Here is a 21,964-nt window from a genome sequence, read left to right as displayed (position 1 = left end):
AAGTGACTTTTGGCCTATGTATTTATCGTCGCTTGAGGCAATAATAGGCGTATGAAAATACTCAAATTTTTTGACTTCGAAAGGACAAGCGCACTCATAACTTGGCTATTTGTGAGCAGTTCTGCACTTTATTACTCGTTTTCACACTATGGCGTCTCGTCGTCTAGGCCTTGGCTAACTAGTGCTGTAGTGGGTGGAATAGCATTGTGTTTTAGTGTTGTTACACGGCGAGATATGTCGTTTCCTCAGTGGCGAATACCATTGTTGGTCACATTGTATGTGCTGTCGGTGACTAGCTTATTTTTATTACCCTACAGTTATCTCGCTATTTTTCTGGTGATATGGTCAGCTTTACTGCCCTACTATCTAGCGTGGAAAATATGTTTGGCTGTTTCTGTTGTAGCCGCTTTACCGCTAGGATTGATCCACTCGTTTTATTGGCAAGACAGTTATGCATTGCTTACTGCTGCCCTATTCTGGACGTTCAATTTATTTGCCATGATGATGTCAAACGTGGCTATTAAAGAAAAAATGGCCAGAGAAAAGTCTGATGAATTGAATCGCCAGTTAATGAGTGCTCAACAACTTATACGACAAGCTGGGCAGCAGGACGAAAGGCTGCGCATTGCCAGAAATATTCACGATGTACTCGGTCATCACTTAACGGCGCTTACCATTAATTTGCAGGTGGCGTCCCATAAAGCTAACGCTAGCGGGCTAGATGAAGTAAAGGCGCATGTTGATCAGTGCCATAGCTTAGCTAAGCTGCTACTTTCTGATGTAAGAGAAGCGGTGTCCGATATTCGTGAAAATGCGGCCTTGGATTGGCAGCAAGCGGTGAGGGCTCTGTTTAAAGATTTGCCTCGGCCAAGCCTGCAATTATCTATTGCAGATAATGTCAAAATTGAAGATGTGACCACCGCTGATACCTTACTTCGTTGCGTACAAGAAAGCCTAACGAATACCATTAAACACACTCAGTCTGCGCAACTGCGTGTCAGTTTAACCAAGCATAAAAATAGCTATTGGTTGAAACTACAAGATGAACAAGTACAGACCGAAAGCCCTGTAAAAAAGGGTAATGGATTAACCGGAATGGTAGAGCGAGTAGAGCAGACTGGTGGAACAATGAAATTCGGCTTTAACAACCAAGGTTTTCTTATTGATATTTTATTGCCGGAGCCAATATGAGTATTCGTGTTGTATTAGTTGAAGATCAAATGTTAGTGCGACAAGGAATACGCTCTTTATTGGCATTGGATGACAGTGTAGAAGTCGTGGCCGAGTGTGATGATGGTGCCCATGTTATTGATGCACTTAACGCTAATAGAGCAGATATTGTATTAATGGATATTCGTATGCCCGAGATGACGGGTATTGATGCTTTGCGTGCAATGCGAAAGCATAACATTGATACCCCCGTTATTATGCTAACCACATTTGACGATCATGAACTGGTTACTCAAGCGATGCAGTCGGGGGCGAAAGGGTATTTGCTTAAAGATGTCTCACTTGAAACCTTAATTGACGCAATTAAGTCCGTCGTTAATGGGGATACCCTCATTCAACCAAGTGTTACCGAAAAAGTACTTAAAGGGTTACAAGGGTTAGAAGTTAACTTCGAGTCGTTTGAACAGCCAGAAGCTTTAAGCCGAAAAGAAATAGAAATTTTACGTTTAGTGGCCGCTGGTTATAGCAATAAAGAAATATCTGAGGCTATGTTCAAGTCAACCGGGACGGTTAAGAACCAAGTGTCTGCCATTATGGCGAAAATGGGCGTGCGAGACAGAACTCGAGCCGTGCTTAAAGCATTAGAGTGGGGATGGTTGTAAATAGGGAAGATAACTATAGAAGAAAAATAAACAAGACCCGCTTGGGTTCTTCACCGCGGGTCTTGTTGAATATTACACGACAAATTTAGTGGTTAAGCGCTATTTATCCATGTGCACAACAGAACGAATACTTTCGCCTTTATGCATTAAATCGAACGCATCATTGATGCCATCAAGCCCCATTGTGTGTGTAATGAATTCTTGTAAGCCAAATTCACCATCTAGGTAGCGTTCAACAATACCAGGTAGTTCAGAGCGACCTTTCACACCGCCAAAAGCAGAACCACGCCATACTCTGCCTGTTACTAACTGGAATGGACGAGTAGATATTTCCTGGCCTGCACCGGCTACTCCAATGATCACCGATTCGCCCCAACCTTTGTGGCAGCACTCGAGTGCAGAACGCATCACATTCACGTTACCGATACACTCAAAGGAGTAATCTACGCCGCCGTCGGTCATTTCAACTATCACTTCCTGAATAGGTTTGTCGAAATTTTTAGGGTTAACAAGGTCGGTAGCACCAAGTTGCTTAGCAAGGTCGAATTTACTTTCGTTAATATCAATACCGATAATACGACTAGCGCCCGCCATACGTGCACCAATAATAGCTGAAAGCCCAATGCCGCCTAAGCCAAATATAGCAACGGTATCGCCTTCTTTTACCTTAGCAGTATTAAGCACAGCGCCCATACCCGTGGTAACGCCACAGCCTAACAAGCAGACTTCTTCAAGAGGCGCTGATTTATTCACTTTAGCCAAAGAAATTTCTGGCAATACGGTGTATTCAGAAAAAGTAGAACACCCCATGTAATGGTAAATTGGCTCACCGTCTTTCGAGAAACGACTGGTGCCATCTGGCATCAAACCTTTACCTTGGGATTCACGAACCGCTTGGCATAAGTTAGTTTTGCCAGACGTACAGAATTTACATTCACCGCATTCCGCTGTGTATAAAGGAATAACATGGTCGCCTACTTCAACAGACGTCACCCCTTCACCTACCATTTCTACAATACCGCCACCTTCGTGGCCAAGTACTGAAGGAAACACACCTTCTGGATCATCACCTGAAAGTGTAAACGCATCGGTATGGCATACGCCACTGGCAACAATACGTACTAGCACTTCGCCTTTTTTCGGAAGTTCAACATCAATCTCTTCCATTTTTAACGGTTCACCAGCGGCCCACGCAACGGCTGCTTTAGACTTAATATGTGTCTCTCCATCTTTCAATGCTAATGACATGGCATGCTCCTAAATTAAAGTGGGTAGGTAAACAACACGATGTCGTTACCTATAATTTCTTACGTTATGGAACAGATTATAGACCTGAGACTCTGCTTTATAAATACAGATTTGGTAATTCATTATTACTTGAGTGTAATAATTTGTTGGTGTTTAATTGTAAGCTAATGGCGTCTTCTAAGAACTTTTATTGATCATAGCGCCATGCTAGAAATATTTGCATCAATAAAGGTAAACGCCATGACATGGGAAGGTATAGTAGAATTTTGTGCGGTGGCCAGTACTGGCAGCTTTACCGCGGCCGCTACTAAGTTAGACACGTCGGGCGCGCAAATAAGTAGAAAAGTCGCCAATGTAGAAAAGCGTTTGGGGGTTAAGTTATTTAACCGTACCACCCGAAGTGTGTCACTCACTCAAGCCGGGCATATTTATTTTGAACAATGCCAACCCGCATTAAAAGCACTAGAAGAGGCTGAGCTCAATATTAGTCAACTTCAAAAAGTACCCCAAGGGCTTATTAAGCTCACCGCTCCGGTTGCCTTTGGCGAAGCCTTTATCGCCCCGCTTATAAATCAATTTTTAAAAAAATACGAAGGCATAGAAGTAGAGTGTCGTTTTACTAACGACACGATGGATATTATTGATGAAGGTTATGACCTAGCCATACGCATAGGTAATTTAGAAGATTCTACGTTGGTGGCCAAAAAGCTGGCTACCCGACAGCTATATGTGTGCGCCAGCCCTGAATATTTAAATGCCTTCCCTGCACCCAATAGTACCGAAATGATTAGCGAACATCAGTGCTTAGTAGGATCTCAGCCCCATTGGCGGTTTAATCATGACGGGCAAGCGCAAACCGTGCGTGTTAGGGGAAGAGTGAAGTATAACAGTGGTAATGCCCTACATCATGCTGCATTGGCCGGACTGGGTTTAGTACAGCTTCCAGGATTCTATGTGCGTGAGTCGTTAGCAGCAGGCAAGTTAATGGAAGTGCTATCATCATATCGAGATAAGCGAGAAGCGGTATGGGCATTGTTTCCATCGAACAGGCATTTAGTGCCAAAAATTCGCTTGTTAGTTGATTTTCTATCTGCACAATTAATTGATGATGATTAGTTTTTGCTACTCGACTCTAGCATCGCCTGATTGATTATCGCTTAAATCGAAACGTGAAATGTTTTGTGTTTCACTTTTTGCAATACAGTATGGTGAAAACTGCGGTTGACAGATAGACGTCTATACGGCAAATTGACCCTATGAAAACGATTCTTCTTATTGGCACTATCAGCATTATGATTACCACCTTAAAACGGGCGGTCGCTGGCTAGTGCAAGTAAGCATAAGACAACGAAAGCCCGCCCTCACAGAGAGCGGGCTTTTTTTTACTCACGTCATAGTAACCGATTTAAAGCAGTAACCTGGCGTAACCGATATAGGAGCAGCACATGAAAGTCTTAAAGTTTGGGGGCTCATCACTTGCCGACGCACCGCGCTACTTGCGCGTGAACGACATTAGCACGGCCACCCACCAAACCGATGGCGCTGCAGTGGTACTTTCTGCCCCTAAAGGGGTAACGAATGCATTGTCACTTTTATGTGAGCAGGCAGCCGCTGGCGAAGATTTCCACCCTCTATTTGAAAAATTGACGTCTACCGTGACGGGTATTGCTGATGCACTAAACGAAGAGCTCAGCGGCTTCGCACACGCCGATGTTACCGACTTCATTCATGCGCAACTGCGTGTACTTAATCAACACCTCGATGGTATTAAATTATTAGGTGTTGCACCTGATAATATCGCGGCAGGTATTTTAAGTATTGGTGAGTACATCTCGGTAACGTTATTTAGCGGTATCTTAAGCGCTAAAGGCGTGAAAAATCGTATTATCGACCCGGTGACTTACATCCTTGCAGAAGGTGAGTATCTAGATAGCATTGCCGATGTTTCATTAAGTAAAGCGCGCTTTACCGATGTGCCTATCGATGGTAGTGAGTTATTGGTAATGCCTGGGTTTGTTGCTGCGAACGAGGCCGGTGAAAAAGTAACACTTGGACGCAATGGCTCTGACTACTCAGCGGCTATTTTAGCGGCTTGTATCGATGCAAGTTGTTGTGAAATCTGGACTGACGTAGACGGTGTTTATAATGCCGATCCTAATCAAGTTGAAGGAGCAGTGCTGCTTGATAAGTTAACCTATCAAGAAGCTATGGAGCTTTCGTACTTTGGTGCCAAAGTACTTCACCCGAAAACTATCGGCCCCATTGCCCAGCACCATATTCCTTGTTTAATTCGTAATACGCTGAACCCCGCGGCCCCTGGCACGTTAATCAGTAATGAAGCCAGCGAAAAGTGGACGTCGGTTAAAGGCATCTCTCAACTTGATAATGTCACTATGTTCAACGTTGCAGGCCCAGGTCTTAAAGGCATGGTTGGTATGGCAAGCCGTGTGTTTGAGGTGATGTCGAATGCGAATATCTCAATAAGCCTGATCACTCAGTCTTCTTCTGAATACTCAATAAGCTTCTGTATTCAAAGTAAGGATGCTGATCGCGCGTTAAGCTTGTTAGAAGATGCATTTGCGTTAGAGTTGCAAAACCAATTGTTAGATCCTATTGAAGTGCGCCACGATTTAGCGATTGTTACCTTAGTGGGTGACGGTATGCGTCATGCGAAAGGCTTAGCGGCACGCTTCTTTAACTCGTTGGCGCAAGCTCGCGTTAATAACGTAGCGATTGCCCAAGGGTCCTCAGAGCGTTCTATTTCAACGGTTATCGAAAACAAGCGGGCGAAAAAAGCGGTGAAGGTTATCCATCAGAATTTTTTCTCAGATCGCCATACCATTGATGTGTTTTTAGTCGGGTGTGGCAACGTAGGTACCGAACTTTTAAGCCAAATTGCAAAACAGCAACCGGCTTTACTTAATCGTAATACTCAGTTGCGTGTGTACGGTATTGCAAATAGCCGTAAGTTGTTACTCAATAGTCAAGGTATAGACCTAAATCAAGACTGGAAGCCAGCATTAGATGCGGCCAGTGAAGGGCTTTCCGTTGAACGTTTACAGCAGTTTGTGAATGATAACAGCTTGGTTAACCCAGTGATTGTAGATTGTACCAGCCACGATGCTATTGCTCAGCAATATGTAGATATGATGGAAAACGGGTTCCACGTAGTAACACCGAATAAGAAAGCGAATACCAGTTCACTAGATTACTACCGTAAGTTGAAGAAAACAGCATTATCTACGAATCGTCAGTATCTATATGAAACTACGGTAGGCGCAGGATTACCGGTAATCGACAACCTTCAAAAACTATTCAGTGCAGGTGATGTATTACATCGCTTTGAAGGCATATTATCAGGCAGTTTGTCTTACGTATTTGGCAAGTTAGAAGAAGGAATGTCGCTATCTCAAGCTACAAGTACAGCGAAAGATAATGGCTATACCGAACCAGATCCTCGTGATGACTTAAGCGGAATGGACGTTGCCCGTAAGCTTCTTATTATGGCGCGTGAAGCAGACTTAGAGCTAGAGTTGTCTGATATTGAAATAGAATCGGTATTACCAGCTGGTTTTGCCGAAGACTGCTCAATTGATGAATTCATGGCGCAGTTACCTGAGCTAGATGCGGAATTTGCTAAGCGTGTAGATGCTGCAAAAGCCGAAGGAAAAGTGCTTCGTTACATAGGCAGCATTGAAGGCGACAAATGTAAGGTAACTATTCAAGCTGTACCTGCATCTAATCCGTTGTCGCAAGTAAAAGATGGTGAAAATGCACTGGCTATTAACAGTGACTATTATCAGCCTATTCCTTATGTTATTCGGGGCTATGGTGCGGGTGGTACGGTAACCGCTGCGGGCGTATTCGCTGATATTTTACGTACTATGCCATGGAAGCAGATGGCGCACTAATTGGCTTTTTAAAAGTTAAAGGGCCGCTGAAGTTAAAAGAGTAATTAAAGAAAAGTATTATGAAAGCATTACGAGCATATGCGCCAGCATCTATTGGCAATGTAAGTTTAGGGTTTGATGTATTAGGCGCCGCACTTGCCCCTATTGACGGCACACGCTTGGGCGACGAAGTGGATATTGAAAGTGCTGATTCGTTTTCACTAAAGACCGTGGGGGCGTTTGCACACAAATTGCCTAGGGATGCCGAAAGCAATATTGTTACTCAATGCTATCACTACTTTTGTGTGCAAATGGAAAACGTGGGTAAGACCACCACGCCAGTGTCGATGACCTTATCGAAAAACTTACCAATAGGCAGTGGCTTGGGGTCGAGCGCTAGTTCTATTGTTGCCGCCTTTGTCGCTTTAAATGCCTTTTTCGATGCCCCTTTTGATGAAGACACTTTGCTGACCATGATGGGGGAATTAGAAGGGCAAATTAGTGGCAGCATTCATTATGATAACGTAGCACCTTGTTATGTTGGTGGCATGACATTAATGACTGGCGCTACGTCGCCCGTTACCTTGTCGTTGCCTTTGGCGAAAGATTGGTATTATGCTATTTGTTACTCTGGCATTAGCGTTTCTACCGCAGCCGCACGCGATATATTACCCAAGCAGGTTGATATGGCCACGGCGCTCACTTTTGGTCGCCAGTTAGGGGTGTTTGTACACGCCTTGCATGCAGGTGAAAATGATCTTGCTGCCTCGGTAATGAAAGATGTAATTGCAGAACCGTATCGTAAACAGTTACTGCCGGGTTTCGATGAAGCAAGAGCCTTCAGTGAACAAGAAGGCGCGTTAGCCTTTGGTATTTCGGGTTCCGGCCCAACCGTATTCGCCGTATGTGACAGTAAAGAAAAAGCGCAGCGTATCGTTGCCTATTTAGACGAACACTATATTCAAAATGAAGATGGCTTTAGCCATGTGTGCCAAATCCCTGAGCAGGGAACCACGGTTGGCCCTATCGCTTAATGAAGCGATACAGCAGCTAAATAAAATTACGGCACAACGATAAAAGGTATTAAAACGTGGAATTGGTTAATTTAAAAGACGCACAGGACACTGCCTCATTCTCTGAAGCAGTTAAAAGAGGGTTAGGTAAACAACAAGGTTTGTATTTCCCTACTCATATCCCGAAATTAGACAACATTGACGAACTGCTTGAAATGCCGTTCGCGGCGCGCAGCATAGCGGTACTTCGTGCCATTATTGGTGATGAGCTTAACAATGGCGAATTAGAAGAAATCGTGAATACCGCGTTTGCCTTTGGCGCGCCGGTAGAGCAGGTAAGCGACAATATTTATACTTTGGAGCTTTTCCACGGACCGACGTTGGCGTTTAAAGATTTTGGTGGTCGCTTCATGGCGCAAACCTTATCAAGAATTAGTGAAGGTAAACCAGTCACTATTCTTACCGCCACGTCTGGCGACACGGGTGCAGCGGTAGCGCATGCGTTTCACGGTATTGAAAATATCAATGTGGTCATTCTTTTCCCTAAAGGCAAAATTAGCGCCCTGCAAGAAAAGCTGTTTACCACCCTTGGTGGCAATATCCATACAGTAGCCGTTGAATCTGATTTCGATGAATGTCAGTCGCTAGTAAAAGCTTCATTCGACGACCCAGACATTCGTGAAGGTTTACACCTTAACTCGGCTAACTCAATTAATATCAGTCGCCTGCTAGCCCAAGTATGTTATTACTTTGAAGCGGTAAGCCAATTACCTAAAGATAAGCGTGATCAACTGGTTATCTCGGTACCAAGTGGTAACTTTGGTAACTTAACCGCCGGCATGATTGCTAAATCAATGGGTTTGCCAATTAAACGCTTTATCGCTGCCACTAACGCCAACGATACTGTGCCGCGCTATTTAAAAACTGGCGAGTGGGCGCCGAAGAAGACTGTCGCTACTATGTCTAACGCGATGGATGTTAGCCAACCTAACAACTGGCCGCGCATTGAAGCCTTAATCGAGCAAGGCTATGTTGATAAAGGCTGCTTAAAAGGCGAAATGGTAGATGAAGAGTACACTCAGTTGGCTATGCGCCAATTAGCGCAACTGGGTTATACCAGTGAGCCTCATGCCGCTATTGCTTACCGTGCAGTTAGCCACGACTTAGAAGACGGCGAAATTGGCCTATTCTTAGGTACTGCGCATCCTGCGAAATTCCGCGAAACGGTAGAAAACGTGCTGGGCACGCCTATTAGCTTGCCTAAGCCATTAGCTGATGTAGCCGGTGAAGACAGCCTTGCTGTTGATTTGCCTGCATCTTACGATGCGCTTAAACAGCATATGTTGGATTTACTAAAAGCGTGACCACATGGGCACAAGCATTGGGCAGTGAAGAAGATAAGCCTTACTTCAAAGCCCTAATGCAAAAAGTAGCATCTGAACGTGAAGCGGGTAAAGTCATTTACCCGCCCTCAGAAGATGTATTTAATGCACTCACGATGACACCGCTAGAAAAAGTAAAGGTGGTGATATTAGGACAAGATCCTTATCACGGCCCACATCAAGCTCATGGCTTATGCTTCTCGGTATTACCAAATATTAAAACACCTCCCTCGCTGGTTAATATTTATAAAGAATTAGCCAATGATATTACCGACTTCTCCATTCCGAACCATGGCACACTTACCCCTTGGGCCGAGCAGGGTGTACTGCTGCTTAATACGGTGTTAACGGTAGAGCAGGGCAAGGCACATAGTCATGCTAAGTGGGGATGGGAAACCTATACCGATGCGGTAATAGAGGCAGTTAACACGCACGCAGAAAACGTAGTGTTTTTATTGTGGGGCAGTCACGCACAAAAGAAAGGCAAGCATATCAGACGCACTAAGCATTGTGTGCTTCAAGCGCCGCATCCGTCACCGTTATCGGCCTACAGAGGCTTCTTTGGTTGTCACCATTTTAGCGACACCAATGCCTACCTAACCAGCAAAGGGCTTTCACCCATTTATTGGCAGGTATAGTCTTTGGCAGTTGTAGCCTCTTGAAAAGATCGCGGTTAACAAAAGGCAAACGCCTTTCTTTCGCAACTTTGAATGCCGCTTTAAAAAGTAAGAAACCAGAAAGTAAAAAGGCCGCCTGTTATTAGCAGGCGGCCTTTATATTATCTTTCCAGTGTTTCTAACTCGTATTCGAAACCACAATCGAGTTCGGAGAGCTCCTTTTCCAGTTTGAAGCGATCTTGAAGCGCTTCAATCTCTCTCCACTTGCGTTTTTTACTTTTTGTTTTCGCTGGGCTTGCTTCAATATCTAACATGGCAAATAAGTCTGATTTGTCCACTGGGATTCTCCTTTTTATTACCACTACAACAATACAGAGTTTGATTTTTTATTCCCTCTGTATAATTTTGTATCACAGCCACAATTAAAATAAAACAAGTAAATTTACTTTTTATTAACAAATTGTGACAGTATGATGACACAGGGAGATATCGTCAGTGTGTTTAGCAAAACAGTTAGCAGGTTACATACTTAGCAGCGAGTTAGCTTGTACGTTCTTATTTTCTGCTAATAAAAACGGCCGGGGGTAAGCCGGCCGTTCAGTTATTATTTGCACCAAATTTGAGTGATTACTTCACTCAGACTTCCTTATTTTGGTGCATTCGCTGCTCTGAAACGGGCAATCAATTGTTGGGTAGATGCGTCAAAACTTTCTTCTTCTGCATTTCCCTGAATGCCTGCCAGTACTTGGTTGCCCAGTACTTTTCCTAACTCTACGCCCCATTGGTCGAATGAGTTAAGGTTCCAGATAACACCCTGAACGAATACCTTATGCTCATACATTGCAACTAGTGCGCCAAGTGTCTTAGGCGTAAGGCTATCAAACATTAAGGTATTACTAGGCTTGTTACCCGGCATCGTCTTGTGGGCCGCCAAACGCGTACGTTCCGCCTCGTCTAAGCCTTTGCCTTCTAAGTCGGCATAACACTCATCAAAGGTTTTGCCTTGCATAAGCGCTTGCGCTTGGCCAAAGCAGTTAGATGCTAACATCGCATGGTGTGTGTCATCTTGGTTAGGTACATTCAACGGCAACATAAAGTCAGCTGGAATAACCCCTGAGCCTTGGTGAATCAGCTGATGGAAGCTGTGCTGGCCGTTAGTTCCTTCACTACCCCAAATAATAGGGCCTGTGGCGTAATCTACCGCTTCGCCGCCTTGAGTGACTTCTTTACCATTACTTTCCATATCAAGTTGCTGTACATAAGCAGGCAAGCCACGAAGGTAATGATAATAAGGTAGGAGCACCTGAGACTGTGCATCGAAGAAATTGCGATACCACACGCCTAATAGGCCAAGTAAAACCGGTAGGTTTTGCTCTAACGGTGCTGTTTTAAAGTGCGTGTCCATGTCGAACGCGCCTTCAAGCAAGCCTTTAAAGTTTTCAAAACCTAAAGCTAAAGATATAGGTAACCCAATTGCTGACCACAAAGAATAACGGCCACCAACCCAATCCCACATAGGGAAAATGTTATCTTCTGCTATTCCGAATTCAGTGGCCGCTTTTACATTTGAAGACACGGCAACAAAGTGTTTCGCGATATCTTCTTGGGTGCCGCCAGATTTTAAAAACCAAGCCTTGGCAGAAAGGGTATTCTGCAACGTTTCTTGCGTAGTGAATGACTTTGAAGACATCACGACAAGGGTTTCTTCATGATCGAGTTTAGTTAACACATCATGAATATGGCAGCCGTCAACGTTAGCCACAAAATGAACCTTAACCGTTTCAACCGTATGAGGTTTTAGGGCTTCGGTCATAATTTTAGGACCAAGGAAAGAACCACCAATACCAATCGCGACAATATGCTTCACAGATTTACCTGTGTAGCCTTTATGCTCGCCACTGTGAACTAATGCGGTGAAGTCGCGAATTTTATCTAGGGTGGCACGTACTTCGGGCATTACGTCTTCGCTATCAACCATTACAGGTGAATCAGAGAAGTTACGTAGCGCGGTGTGAAGAACAGCACGACCTTCAGTGCTGTTGATTGGCTCGCCGTTAAACATGGCATCGCGGGCGTCATCTAACTTACATGCACGGGCTAATTCGAAAAGTGCACCTAACGCGTGTTCGTTTACGCGGTTCTTAGAGTAATCAAGAAAAATGCCGCACGCTTCTAACTGCATTTTTTCAGCACGCTTGGGATCAGCCTTAAACCAATCACGCATGTGTGCATCTTTCATTGAAGCAGCAATTTGATTAAGTGCTTGCCATTGTGGCAATGATGTCAGTGTACTCATTTTCTAATTCCCTATGGCTTACGCACTTAACTTTTCACGAAGCATCACTTCAAGCTTGTCTTGGTCTGCTGCGAAGTTGCGGATACCTTCAGATAGCTTTTCAGTTGCCATTGCATCTTGGTTCATTTCCCAGCGGAATTCAGACTCGGTTAAACGATCGCCAGGGGTTTTTGTCGCACCGTTGTCTTTAAGTTTCACTGTTAGTTCGCCCGGTTCATTGGCGAGTTCTTCTAATAAAGCTGGGCTTATAGTTAGACGATCGCAGCCCGCTAGAGATTGGATTTCACCAATGTTGCGGAAGCTTGCGCCCATGACTACCGTGCTGTAACCATGTTCTTTGTAGTAGTTGTAAATACTGGTAACCGACACCACACCTGGATCTTCATCAGCAGCATATTCAGTTTTACCAGTCGATTTTTTATACCAATCTAGAATACGGCCTACAAACGGTGAAATAAGGTATGCGCCAGCTTCAGCACAAGCGCGCGCTTGGGCAAAACTAAATAACAAGGTTAGGTTGCATTGAATACCTTTTTTCTCAAGTATTTCAGCAGCCTGAATGCCTTCCCACGTTGATGCCATTTTAATTAGAATACGTGTCTTATCGATGCCGGCATCTTGATAAAGTTGAACAAGACGCTCTGCTTTCTCTACCGTGGCATTTTTGTCGAAGGACAAACGGGCATCTACTTCCGTAGAAATACGACCTGGGATAGAGTCTGAAATCTCTTTACCAATAGCAACAGCAAGTTTGTCGGATGCGTCGATAAGTTGTTGGTCGCTATCAGAGGATTGTAGTTTGGCCCACGCTACTGAGTCGTCGATTAGGCTGGCATACTGAGGCAAGCTGGCGGCTTTTAACAACAAAGATGGGTTTGTTGTTGCGTCTACCGGCTGGTATTTTTTGATTGCGTCGATATCGCCGGTGTCGGCAACGACCGTGGTGATCTCACGTAACGAAGCTAGCTGATTGCTCATAATTCTCTCTAATCTTAAATTAAAAAACTCGAACGAATTGCCAGAAAGGCAAGTCGCGTAAAGCGGTTCGCTTTTGCGTATGTAGGGCGTAATAGTTTGACAGGATCAAACGTTTGCATATTTGGGTATAGTTATACCAAACCCGTGTGACAATTTATAGCGCAGACACGGTAAATACTGGCTAATCGGATTTCTCTGTTACCTTGATTTATGGATTTTTAACGCTAAATTCAACTTCAACTTTTTCACAGTGGTATAATGAGCCCTGAAAAAGATAAGGAGTCGAAGATGTTAGTTGTAGTATCCCCAGCGAAGAACCTAGATTTTGAAACCCCCATTAAGGTGGATGATTTCACGCAGCCTACCATGCTTCAAGACACTGAGCGTTTGATGGAAGTGTGCCGTACCCTTTCGCCAGCCGACCTTTCTTCGTTAATGAAAATTAGTGACAAGTTAGCCACACTTAATGCAAATCGATTTGCAGAATTTTCTACCCCCTTCACCGCTGACAATGCCCGACAAGCCATGTTCGCATTTAATGGTGATGTATACACAGGGCTAGACGCGAACACGCTAACCGATAAAGCGGTTCGTTATGCTCAAGACCACTTGCGTATTCTGTCTGGTCTTTACGGGCTGTTACGGCCATTAGATTTAATGCAAGCGTACCGTTTAGAAATGGGCACCAAGTTAGCGAACTCGGAAGGGAAAGACCTTTATGCGTTTTGGGGGAGTCGTATTACTCAGGTTTTAAACGACGCCATGCAAGCACAGGGTGATAACGTTCTAATAAACCTTGCTTCAAATGAATACTTTAAGGCCGTTAAGAAAAAAGAACTTGAAGGTATGGTGATTACACCTGTCTTTAAAGACTATAAAAACGACCAATATAAGATCATCAGTTTTTTTGCCAAAAAAGCCCGTGGGTTAATGGCAAGATATATTCTAGAAAACGAAGTAAGTGATGTGAAAGGGTTGCAAGCTTTCGATAGTGAAGGTTATGTTTATAGCGAGTCACAAAGCACAGCCACTGAGTTAGTCTTTCTACGACGCCAAGACGCATAAGCTGTTTGTACCGCGTTTTGGCTTCAATATGGCTGTCGGCTGTTAAATTGAAGCACTATATAAACGCGGAGCACGCAATGTATACACTTTATGGATACCCGAAAACCCGGTCGGTTAGGGTGGCATGGGCTTTAGAAGAAATTGGCTTACCTTATGAGTTCAAGGTGGTGAATTTAAAAGCCGGTGAACACCTTAATTCTGCTTTTAAAGTACTAAACCCAGCCACTAAAATTCCTGTCTTAGTCACTGAAGAAGGGGCGCTTTCTGAGTCGGCTGCCATTGTAACGTTCTTAGCTGAAAAGCATGCAATGGAAGAGTTTATTCCTGCACCTGGTACCTTCGCGCGCGGGCTTTATGAGCAAATGATGATATTTGCTGCTAGTGAATTAGAGCAGCCCTTATGGAGTAAAGCAAAACATAGCTTTGCTTTACCTGAACAGCATCGTATTCCTCAAATGCAAAACACGGCAGCGTGGGAGTTCGACCGAGCGTTAACCGCTTTCTCACTACTTCTTAACGACAAAGAGTATGTGTGCGGCAGTTTGTTCACTATGGCCGACATCGTGACAGCCCAAGTGTTGTCATGGGCAAAAGGCAGTGAGCTTGACCTGAAGTTCGACAATGTAAAATCGTATGCTGAGCGGGTGTTATCGCGCCCAGCCTATGAAAAAGCATGGCGCAATGAAGTTGCGCATTTGGCTAAGGCGGATGCTTAAGCCTGCTTTATGAGGTTAGTGTTGATCGCTCGTTTTGAGAAAGGACGCAGAGCGGTTTAGCCTCTGGTTAGATAGTTAGCCCAATTTTGCGCCATTAGGCACAGGTTTGTCAGGGCTGACTAACACCACACCATCGTCACGATAGAAACCGGTCACCAAGTATTCTGACAGGAAGGGGTTTATTTGTTTGGGCGGAAATTTAACTACGGCCACAATTTGCTTTCCCAACAAATCCTCAGGGAAATAGTGTTCGGTTATTTGGGTACTGGATTTACGCGTTCCAATATTCTCACCAAAATCAATAAGTAGTTTGTAGAATGGCTTGCGAGCCTCAGGAAAGTCACTGACTTCAATAATTCTTCAATAATTGTGCCTGTTCTTTGAATTTGGACACCCATAGTTTTGAACAAGCGTCTATCTAGCAGAAATCCACAAATGCAGAATTCAATTTATAGACACCCACGTATTTGAAGGCTAGACGAACCTACTTCGTTAGCCTATTAAATGTGAACAAGCGTCTATCTAGCAGACAGCCACAAATGCAAGGCTCAAAAAGAGTATCACTCATGAGTCTCATCAATAGTCTCACTAATGGACACCCACACTTTTTAGCTATTAAACCTTCCTTTACGTTTCACTAGCCCATATTAGGCAATTGTTCTGTGCAGCCTAATGATTGAAATGAAAGTATTTTGTAATTAAATTGTTTGAATGTTAAATTGGTATTACATTAATTCTTAGTTGGTAATGTTTTTTGGTGTTTTATCTCTGCTTTTGGATGCATCCTTGATGGTGTATTGGTAAAGCCATTTTGTTGTTTTTATGAAAGAGGTTCGTATCAAGCAAGTACCGCACAAGAAGTACGCTTAACATATAATTTAAGAGGTTTTTTTATGAAAGTTATCCCTCAACGAGGAAAGTGCAGTAATGCGGCTATGTTGCTCATACTTTCAATATTTAATGTTGGTGCTATTGCGGATGTCGTCCCCGCTGATAAATTCGATTTAACTGAGTGGAATATTACGCTGCCAACTGATGAAAATAATGATGGGAAGCCAGATAGTGTGTCAGTAAAAGACATCCAAGATTTTTCCCATCCTGACTTTTTTTACCTAGACGAAAACGGCGGTATGGTATTTACGTCTCCAAACAAAGCGCTGACAACCGCAAACTCCAGTAACACGCGAAGTGAACTGCGTCATATGTTACGTGGAAAAAGTACACGAATTAAAACCAAATCTCCCAAGAATAATTTTACTGTAGCTAGTAATCCTTTAGCGAAACGCTTCGGGCGAGTAGGTGGCAAGATGGAAGCTACCTTAAAAGTATACCATGTCGCTCTGCGCGCGAAATACCCTGAAAAAGCACCAGCCTATTCAGTGGTTATCGGTCAAATACATGCCAGTAAATGGGAGAAGAAGGTAAAAGGCTTTGGGTGGGGTAACGAACCGCTTAAGATTTATTATAAGAAATGGCCTAACCATGAAAAAGGCTCGGTATTTTGGACTTATGAAAGAAACCTTCCAAAAGATGATGCTAATCGAAGAGATATAGCTTATCCAGTCTGGGGGAATTTATGGACAAATCCTGAAGATCCTGGTGAAGCAGGATTAGCCTTAGGTGAAGCGCTGAGTTACGTAGTGAATGTGCACGGTGATGTGATGTATTTAACTTTCGAAGCTGAAGGGCATGAAACCGTAGAATATAAAATCAACCTCGCCAATGCGGTAGACGCTTACGGTAAGCTTGATGAGCACGACCATCCATACGGCTACACGCTAGATTGGAATTACTTTAAAGCTGGTGCTTATAACCAATGTAGCACTAAAGATGACCCAGGTTTTTGGTATCCGGCGTGCTTAGGTACAGGCAACTGGGAAGAAGATAAGGTAAATGGTGATTATGCCAGTGTAACGTTCACGCGTTTAGAAGTAGGGGAGAGCGTTGCGCCAAAAGCTAATCACGGCGAACACGCTAAAATTGGTGCCACGTTGAACGAAAAAGTTGGTATGAGTGTTAGTGACATTCCAGACAATGCGTTTACCGCTATCAAAGCCATTGAGCCATCTTTCACAGTAAATGAAGTGGAAAAAGAACTGAAACATGGCAAGACTTATCTTGATGTTGAAGGCGTATTGGCCGATGGCAGAGAAATTGAGTTCGATATGCTACAAGTGGCTGACAAATGGAAAGTAGTAGAGATACAAAGAGACTTAGTATGGTCTCAGCTGCCTGAAAATGTTAGTGGGGCATTAAAACAATCTTCACCGGATTTCGAAGCAAAACGCATTATTGAAAGTGTTCAGCATGGCACTGGAATAACCGTTTATGAGTTTTATGCGGTGGACAGCCAAGGCAAAGAGTCGCGTAAAGAAGTGAAAGTAGAGGGCGGCGAAGCGGTTGTGCTAGCGAAAGAGTGGCAACACTAACTTAGCGGAATAATTGAACGTTTTGCGACCAAATACAGTGATCTTGCTTGTGCACTTATCTACAGTATGTAATTCATTCTGTTAGGTTCTTAGGAGAACACAGTGCAACCTGGGCTTTTTTCGTTAAGTTTAGCGGTCAGTGATATTGCCATCTCGAAAGCATTTTATGAAACGCTTGGCTTTGAGGCCATGCCGTCGTGCGGTTCGGTAGAAGAGAAATGGGTTATCATGAAAAGTGGGCAAACCATGATTGGTTTGTTCGAGGGCATGTTTGAAGGCAATATTTTAACCTTCAATCCCACTGACGTGCGTGAACTTGAGCAGCGCTTGAAGGATAAAGGCATTGAAATAGATGTGCCAGTCAAAGGCGATGAAGGGCCAGGGCATTGCGTAGTAAAAGATCCGGACGGTAATACGATTATGTTCGATCAGTTCTAGTATAAAAAGAAGGGAAGCTAATTAGCTTCCCTTCTTTTTATAAAACTAAACTGAGACACCCACCTTTAAGTATAACTAACTTTAAATTTTAGCGGCTAACTCTGCACCTTGGCGAATAGCTCGCTTCGCATCAAGTTCAGCGGCTACATCTGCACCACCAATAATGTGGACACTCACACCGGCAGCCTCCAGCGGAGCCTGCAAAGGCTTGAACGGTTCTTGTCCCGCACACACGATAACGTTGTCTACGGCTAAGCATTTCGGTTTATCATTTATTAGAACATGCAAACCTTCATCATCAATTTTTTCGTAACTTACACCGTTCACCATTTGCACGTTATGCAGCTTCAAGGATTGTCGGTGGATCCAGCCTGTGGTTTTTCCTAAGCCCTTGCCAACTTTAGAGGTCTTGCGTTGCAGTAAGAATACTTCTCGGCTCGATGGGGTATAGTCTTTCTCGATGAGCGCGCCCTCGTTGGTATAGTTTTTATCAATACCCCAATGAGACAGCCATTTATCAGTGTTGAGCGATAGGTCTTTGTCTTCAACTAAATACTCGGCCACATCGAAACCAATGCCGCCCGCTCCAATAATAGCGACTTTTTGCCCCACAGGTTTGTGGTCGCGCAGCACATCAATATAGCTCATTACTTTAGAGTGGTCAGCACCTTCGATACTTAGGTTTCGAGGGTTGATACCAGTAGCCAATACCACCTCATCAAAACCGTTTTCAGTGAGAAATTCACAGGTAACATCGGTATTAAGGGTTACGGTAACCCCAGTGCGTTCAAGTTGATTGCTGAAGTAGCGAATAGTTTCATAAAACTCTTCTTTTCCTGGTACTTGTTTTGCGTAGTTGAATTGCCCACCAAGTTCACTCGCTTTGTCGAATATAGTGACTTGATGGCCTCTATCTGCAGCATACATAGCAAATGCAAGCCCCGCAGGGCCAGCACCTACCACTGCAATATGTTTACTATGTGTTACCGGAGTAAAGGTCAGTTCTGTTTCGTAGCAGGCTTGCGGATTAACTAAACAGCTAGCACGTTTTTGTTCAAATGCATGGTCTAAGCACGCTTGGTTACACGCAATACAGGTGTTAATTAGTTGGGATTCATTGCGCATCGCTTTGGCTACAAACTGTGAATCGGCTAAAAATGGTCTTGCCATTGATACCATGTCTGCATGCCCATCGGCTAAAACGCCTTCCGCCACTTCAGGCGTATTAATTCTGTTTGTTGTAACAAGCGGCAGTGATACTTCCTTTTTCATCCGCTGTGTTATCCACGTGAAGGCTGCGCGTGGCACCGAAGTCGATATGGTTGGCACTCGAGCTTCATGCCAACCGATGCCGGTATTAATAAGCGTAGCACCGGCTTTTTCTATCGCTTTGGCAAGGTAAACAACATCATCCCATTTTGCGCCACCTTCAACCAGATCCAGCATCGATAGGCGATAAATGATGATAAAGTCAGCCCCTATCTTTTCACGAATACCTTTTACGATATCGACCGCTATTTTCACCCTGTTTTCTAGACACCCACCCCATTCGTCATCTCGATGATTAGTACGCTTTACCAAGAATTGGTTAATTAAATAACCTTCAGAGCCCATTACTTCTACGCCATCGTACCCGGCTTCTTTCGCAAGACTTGCGCAACTTACGTAGTCTTTGATTGTGGATGTCACAGCTTTTGAAGATAAGGCGCGAGGTTTAAACGGAGTAATTGGAGACTTCATAGGGGAAGCCGATACGGCAAGTGGATGATATCCGTAACGACCAGAGTGCAAAATTTGCATACAAATTTTGCCACCTTCAGCATGTACGGCCTCAGTAATTACTTTGTGCTTCTTTGCATGGCGTTTGGCTGTCATTCTACCAGCGAAAGGGGCTACCCAGCCCGAAATGTTGGGGCTAATTCCCCCTGTTACGATAAGTGCCACACCGCCTTTTGCGCGTTCTGCGTAAAAGGCTGCAAGCTTATCGAATCCGCCTTTTTCTTCTTCAAGGCCTAAGTGCATAGAGCCCATTAAAGTACGGTTTTTTAACGTGGTGAAGCCGAGATCTAGGGGCTCAAGTAAGTGAGGGTATGCGTTGGTCATGGTTATTCTCGTTATAATTTTTATTCGGACAGCCATAAACTAGCCCGACCAGTATCTTAAGATTATTTACCAGTATGCTTTGGGGGTAAAGGATTGAGATATAAAAAATCGAAGATAATGTTAAGACACCAGATAATGTTAAGACACCCACAGTTTTAAGCGTATTTTACGGTGTTAGGATAGAGATAAAGTAAGGTTTGGAGTATTTGTATAGAAATGTTCGTAAGACAAGCCTCTGGTAGTGAGTATTCATCTAAAACTTAATGTTTTAGCAAGGGCATATATTGAGTTGGGGAGTTGACTGCCGATTTGAGTTTGCTGCACCGGAATGCATACTGCTTTAGCGAATTTGATTTAACTGTGTGATATCACCCGGTTTTAGAGAGAACAAGCTTACGTTGGGCAATTGAAAGACCAATAGAGTTTGAAAAGATATCTTCAATCCCAACGACCATACTATTCCAATTTATTTGCGACAAGCCGGTACGTTGTAAAATTGGGGAGACATTGTGGAGTACGTAGGCGGATTTACCTGCACTAATTTGCCTAGCAGTTTGATCGACCAAGGTTAAGTAATCCGCTAAAGTAAACGGCAACCCTTTCAAACCGTGTGGAGAGTTTCCCACAAAGGGCTTGAGGAACTCTGGTTGAACCCCACGCTGTGCTGCCTCTATTCGATGTTTAATGCTGGTGAATTCAGATGTTTCTGGCGTCTTTGAAATACCCACGCGTAGCGGATTCAAATCTACATAAGCCATGCACGCTGCCAATGCGGCTTCATCAAGTAGAGCTTGAGATTTAAATCTTCCTTCCCAAAAACGTCCCGTGCATTCATCTTCCTTGTTAGCTTCACGGGCAATAAATTCATTAAGCAACCTCATAAACCAACTAATGTCATACAATCTTTGTCGATATATATTTGCTGTCGAGATGATAGTTGTTATCTGAACTTCTGTCAGTGAGGCTCGCTGTGCGGGTTGCATAAATTGCTGGGTCAACACAGTGCCTTTATGCAGGGAGTGCCAACGTCTCAATACCTCCTCGGTAGTCCACGACAACGCTTCGTTTCTATCCACATGTAATACCAAGTGGGTATGGTTACTCATTACCGCATAGGCACATACATCAATTGAAAATACGTCCGCTAATGCTATGAGCCTGTCTTCAACCCATTGACGCCGATGCTCGTAACTCTTTCCCGTGTAACGGTCTGCTCCACACAAGAATGCTCGCCTCACACACCGTGATACGCAGTGATAGTAAGGGGTGTTTTGTAAACAGATTAGTGACTTTCTAGGGCGTGGCATAAGGGAACTCACTCTCAAAATAGTTATTGAGATATTGAGCTAATTCATTGGCTAAATATACTGAACAAGAGGATGGTTTGAGTGGGTGTCCATGCTTCTAGTGCGCGTAAAAAAGGCGAGTTTTCACTCGCCTTTTGGTATTTTTACAAAATTATATTACGTGTTTCGCGCTTTCGGCTTACTTTAATTATTAACCATCAACAAACATTTCTTGCTTGAAATTTAAGGTATGCAAGGTATTTCCACGTTGAACATCAATACTGAACCGGTAGTTTTCTCTATCTCTAAAAGGTAGCACTGCTAGGTAGTAAATAGCATCACCTTCTTCTACCTTTTTAAAGGTGAGTGTCTTAGTGGTGCCTATCAAGTTCTTAGCCGTACCCGAAACCGATACCCGTTGAGAAGTTCCTGTTACGGTGTCTAGCACTGAAATATTGACAAGGGCGTTAAATTTACTACGAACTATGCCGTAAGAGGCCGCAACTTCTGGAGTAAGAAAGGGAGTACTCACTACCATGTAATGTACATCCCAATCGCCTAGTTGTTGCTTTTGCTCGGCGTACGCTGCACTACTTATAATAAGTAACAAACTACCCAATAAACCAAAAAGTAATGTACTGATTTTTTTCATGTTATCACCTTACATATTC

At 43.8% G+C, this 21,964-nt stretch carries 18 protein-coding genes and 1 pseudogene; 11 read left to right on the top strand and 8 right to left on the bottom strand.

Features of this window, described 5'->3' with window-relative positions; genetic code table 11:
* The first annotated feature begins 234 nt into the window (after positions 1-234).
* Both KYS23_RS05830 and KYS23_RS05825 read left to right on the top strand, forming a co-directional pair.
* Positions 235-1,191 (top strand): sensor histidine kinase, encoded by a 957-nt coding sequence (locus tag KYS23_RS05830; RefSeq protein WP_246604307.1) that lies wholly within the window; start codon positions 235-237, stop codon positions 1,189-1,191.
* Positions 1,188-1,832: a response regulator transcription factor gene (locus KYS23_RS05825; protein ID WP_159532858.1), complete on the top strand. Its 645-nt coding sequence runs from the start codon at positions 1,188-1,190 to the stop codon at positions 1,830-1,832. Before KYS23_RS05830 ends, KYS23_RS05825 begins: the two co-directional genes overlap by 4 nt.
* Before the next feature lie 99 nt (positions 1,833-1,931).
* On the opposite strand, the gene KYS23_RS05820 is transcribed toward KYS23_RS05825, so the two are convergent.
* Positions 1,932-3,080 carry an S-(hydroxymethyl)glutathione dehydrogenase/class III alcohol dehydrogenase gene (locus tag KYS23_RS05820; protein WP_218418209.1) on the bottom strand — a complete coding sequence of 383 codons (1,149 nt, stop codon included), beginning with the start codon at positions 3,078-3,080 and terminating at the stop codon, positions 1,932-1,934.
* A 240-nt stretch (positions 3,081-3,320) separates the two neighbouring features.
* Here KYS23_RS05820 and KYS23_RS05815 point away from each other — a divergent pair, with 240 nt between their 5' ends.
* From KYS23_RS05815 to ung, 5 genes are all read left to right on the top strand, one after another.
* Positions 3,321-4,196, top strand: a complete 876-nt coding sequence (locus KYS23_RS05815; RefSeq protein WP_159532854.1) for a LysR substrate-binding domain-containing protein — start codon at positions 3,321-3,323, stop codon at positions 4,194-4,196.
* A 329-nt stretch (positions 4,197-4,525) separates the two neighbouring features.
* Entirely contained in the window at positions 4,526-6,991 is a 2,466-nt protein-coding gene (gene thrA, locus KYS23_RS05810) for a bifunctional aspartate kinase/homoserine dehydrogenase I (RefSeq protein ID WP_218398220.1), read from the top strand.
* 59 nt (positions 6,992-7,050) lie between these two features.
* Positions 7,051-8,004 carry a homoserine kinase gene (thrB, locus tag KYS23_RS05805; protein WP_218398221.1) on the top strand — a complete coding sequence of 318 codons (954 nt, stop codon included), beginning with the start codon at positions 7,051-7,053 and terminating at the stop codon, positions 8,002-8,004.
* Positions 8,005-8,060: 56 nt separating this feature from the next.
* Positions 8,061-9,347, top strand: coding sequence for a threonine synthase (thrC, locus tag KYS23_RS05800; RefSeq protein WP_159532848.1), 1,287 nt, complete (start codon positions 8,061-8,063; stop codon positions 9,345-9,347).
* On the top strand, positions 9,344-10,003 hold the full coding sequence (ung, locus tag KYS23_RS05795; RefSeq protein ID WP_218398223.1) for a uracil-DNA glycosylase: 660 nt from the start codon (positions 9,344-9,346) through the stop codon (positions 10,001-10,003). The genes thrC and ung overlap by 4 nt, the downstream gene beginning before the upstream one ends.
* Before the next feature lie 140 nt (positions 10,004-10,143).
* On the opposite strand, the gene KYS23_RS05790 is transcribed toward ung, so the two are convergent.
* From KYS23_RS05790 to tal, 3 genes are all read right to left on the bottom strand, one after another.
* On the bottom strand, positions 10,144-10,320 hold the full coding sequence (locus KYS23_RS05790) for a DUF3545 family protein (RefSeq protein WP_013782890.1): 177 nt from the start codon (positions 10,318-10,320) through the stop codon (positions 10,144-10,146).
* Between the two features lie 308 nt (positions 10,321-10,628).
* Positions 10,629-12,278 (bottom strand): glucose-6-phosphate isomerase, encoded by a 1,650-nt coding sequence (pgi, locus tag KYS23_RS05785; RefSeq protein WP_159532844.1) that lies wholly within the window; start codon positions 12,276-12,278, stop codon positions 10,629-10,631.
* An 18-nt stretch (positions 12,279-12,296) separates the two neighbouring features.
* Positions 12,297-13,256, bottom strand: coding sequence for a transaldolase (gene tal, locus KYS23_RS05780; RefSeq protein ID WP_159532842.1), 960 nt, complete (start codon positions 13,254-13,256; stop codon positions 12,297-12,299).
* A 288-nt stretch (positions 13,257-13,544) separates the two neighbouring features.
* Here tal and yaaA point away from each other — a divergent pair, with 288 nt between their 5' ends.
* Both yaaA and KYS23_RS05770 read left to right on the top strand, forming a co-directional pair.
* Positions 13,545-14,321 (top strand): peroxide stress protein YaaA, encoded by a 777-nt coding sequence (yaaA, locus tag KYS23_RS05775; protein WP_159532840.1) that lies wholly within the window; start codon positions 13,545-13,547, stop codon positions 14,319-14,321.
* Positions 14,322-14,398: 77 nt separating this feature from the next.
* The gene (locus KYS23_RS05770; RefSeq protein WP_159532838.1) at positions 14,399-15,037 is read left to right on the top strand and encodes a glutathione S-transferase family protein; all 639 of its coding nucleotides are present in this window, start codon (positions 14,399-14,401) and stop codon (positions 15,035-15,037) included.
* 75 nt (positions 15,038-15,112) lie between these two features.
* Here the strand turns inward: KYS23_RS05770 and KYS23_RS05765 are convergent, their stop codons facing one another.
* Positions 15,113-15,391, bottom strand: a complete 279-nt coding sequence (locus KYS23_RS05765; protein WP_420838748.1) for a tRNA-binding protein — start codon at positions 15,389-15,391, stop codon at positions 15,113-15,115.
* Positions 15,392-15,972: 581 nt separating this feature from the next.
* On the opposite strand from KYS23_RS05765, the pseudogene KYS23_RS05760 reads away from it, so the two are divergent.
* Both KYS23_RS05760 and KYS23_RS05755 read left to right on the top strand, forming a co-directional pair.
* Positions 15,973-16,989 (top strand): annotated as a pseudogene (locus tag KYS23_RS05760) (polysaccharide lyase family 7 protein); the annotation flags it as partial.
* Between the two features lie 579 nt (positions 16,990-17,568).
* Positions 17,569-17,904, top strand: coding sequence for a VOC family protein (locus KYS23_RS05755; RefSeq protein ID WP_013782897.1), 336 nt, complete (start codon positions 17,569-17,571; stop codon positions 17,902-17,904).
* Between the two features lie 81 nt (positions 17,905-17,985).
* Here the strand turns inward: KYS23_RS05755 and KYS23_RS05750 are convergent, their stop codons facing one another.
* The 3 genes from KYS23_RS05750 to KYS23_RS05740 form a co-directional block, all read right to left on the bottom strand.
* Positions 17,986-20,007 carry an NADPH-dependent 2,4-dienoyl-CoA reductase gene (locus tag KYS23_RS05750; protein WP_159532834.1) on the bottom strand — a complete coding sequence of 674 codons (2,022 nt, stop codon included), beginning with the start codon at positions 20,005-20,007 and terminating at the stop codon, positions 17,986-17,988.
* A gap of 368 nt (positions 20,008-20,375) precedes the next feature.
* Positions 20,376-21,230, bottom strand: coding sequence for a transposase (locus tag KYS23_RS05745; RefSeq protein ID WP_159532832.1), 855 nt, complete (start codon positions 21,228-21,230; stop codon positions 20,376-20,378).
* Positions 21,231-21,504: 274 nt separating this feature from the next.
* The gene (locus KYS23_RS05740) at positions 21,505-21,945 is read right to left on the bottom strand and encodes a DUF4426 domain-containing protein (RefSeq protein WP_159532830.1); all 441 of its coding nucleotides are present in this window, start codon (positions 21,943-21,945) and stop codon (positions 21,505-21,507) included.
* Positions 21,946-21,964: the final 19 nt, after the last annotated feature.

Origin of the sequence: Alteromonas lipotrueae (genome assembly GCF_019249255.1) — a bacterium.
Lineage (GTDB): Bacteria > Pseudomonadota > Gammaproteobacteria > Enterobacterales > Alteromonadaceae > Alteromonas > Alteromonas lipotrueae.
Note: the sequence above shows the minus strand (reverse complement) of the source record. Positions and strands in the feature narration are given on the sequence as shown.

Coding starts and splice junctions, on each gene's coding strand:
- KYS23_RS05830 (WP_246604307.1), top strand. CDS start 235: ATGTCGTTTCCTCAGTGGCGAATACCATTGTTGGTCACATTGTATGTG.
- KYS23_RS05825 (WP_159532858.1), top strand. CDS start 1,188: ATGAGTATTCGTGTTGTATTAGTTGAAGATCAAATGTTAGTGCGACAA.
- KYS23_RS05820 (WP_218418209.1), bottom strand. CDS start 3,080: ATGTCATTAGCATTGAAAGATGGAGAGACACATATTAAGTCTAAAGCA.
- KYS23_RS05815 (WP_159532854.1), top strand. CDS start 3,321: ATGACATGGGAAGGTATAGTAGAATTTTGTGCGGTGGCCAGTACTGGC.
- thrA (WP_218398220.1), top strand. CDS start 4,526: ATGAAAGTCTTAAAGTTTGGGGGCTCATCACTTGCCGACGCACCGCGC.
- thrB (WP_218398221.1), top strand. CDS start 7,051: ATGAAAGCATTACGAGCATATGCGCCAGCATCTATTGGCAATGTAAGT.
- pgi (WP_159532844.1), bottom strand. CDS start 12,278: ATGAGTACACTGACATCATTGCCACAATGGCAAGCACTTAATCAAATT.
- tal (WP_159532842.1), bottom strand. CDS start 13,256: ATGAGCAATCAGCTAGCTTCGTTACGTGAGATCACCACGGTCGTTGCC.
- yaaA (WP_159532840.1), top strand. CDS start 13,545: ATGTTAGTTGTAGTATCCCCAGCGAAGAACCTAGATTTTGAAACCCCC.
- KYS23_RS05770 (WP_159532838.1), top strand. CDS start 14,399: ATGTATACACTTTATGGATACCCGAAAACCCGGTCGGTTAGGGTGGCA.
- KYS23_RS05750 (WP_159532834.1), bottom strand. CDS start 20,007: ATGACCAACGCATACCCTCACTTACTTGAGCCCCTAGATCTCGGCTTC.
- KYS23_RS05740 (WP_159532830.1), bottom strand. CDS start 21,945: ATGAAAAAAATCAGTACATTACTTTTTGGTTTATTGGGTAGTTTGTTA.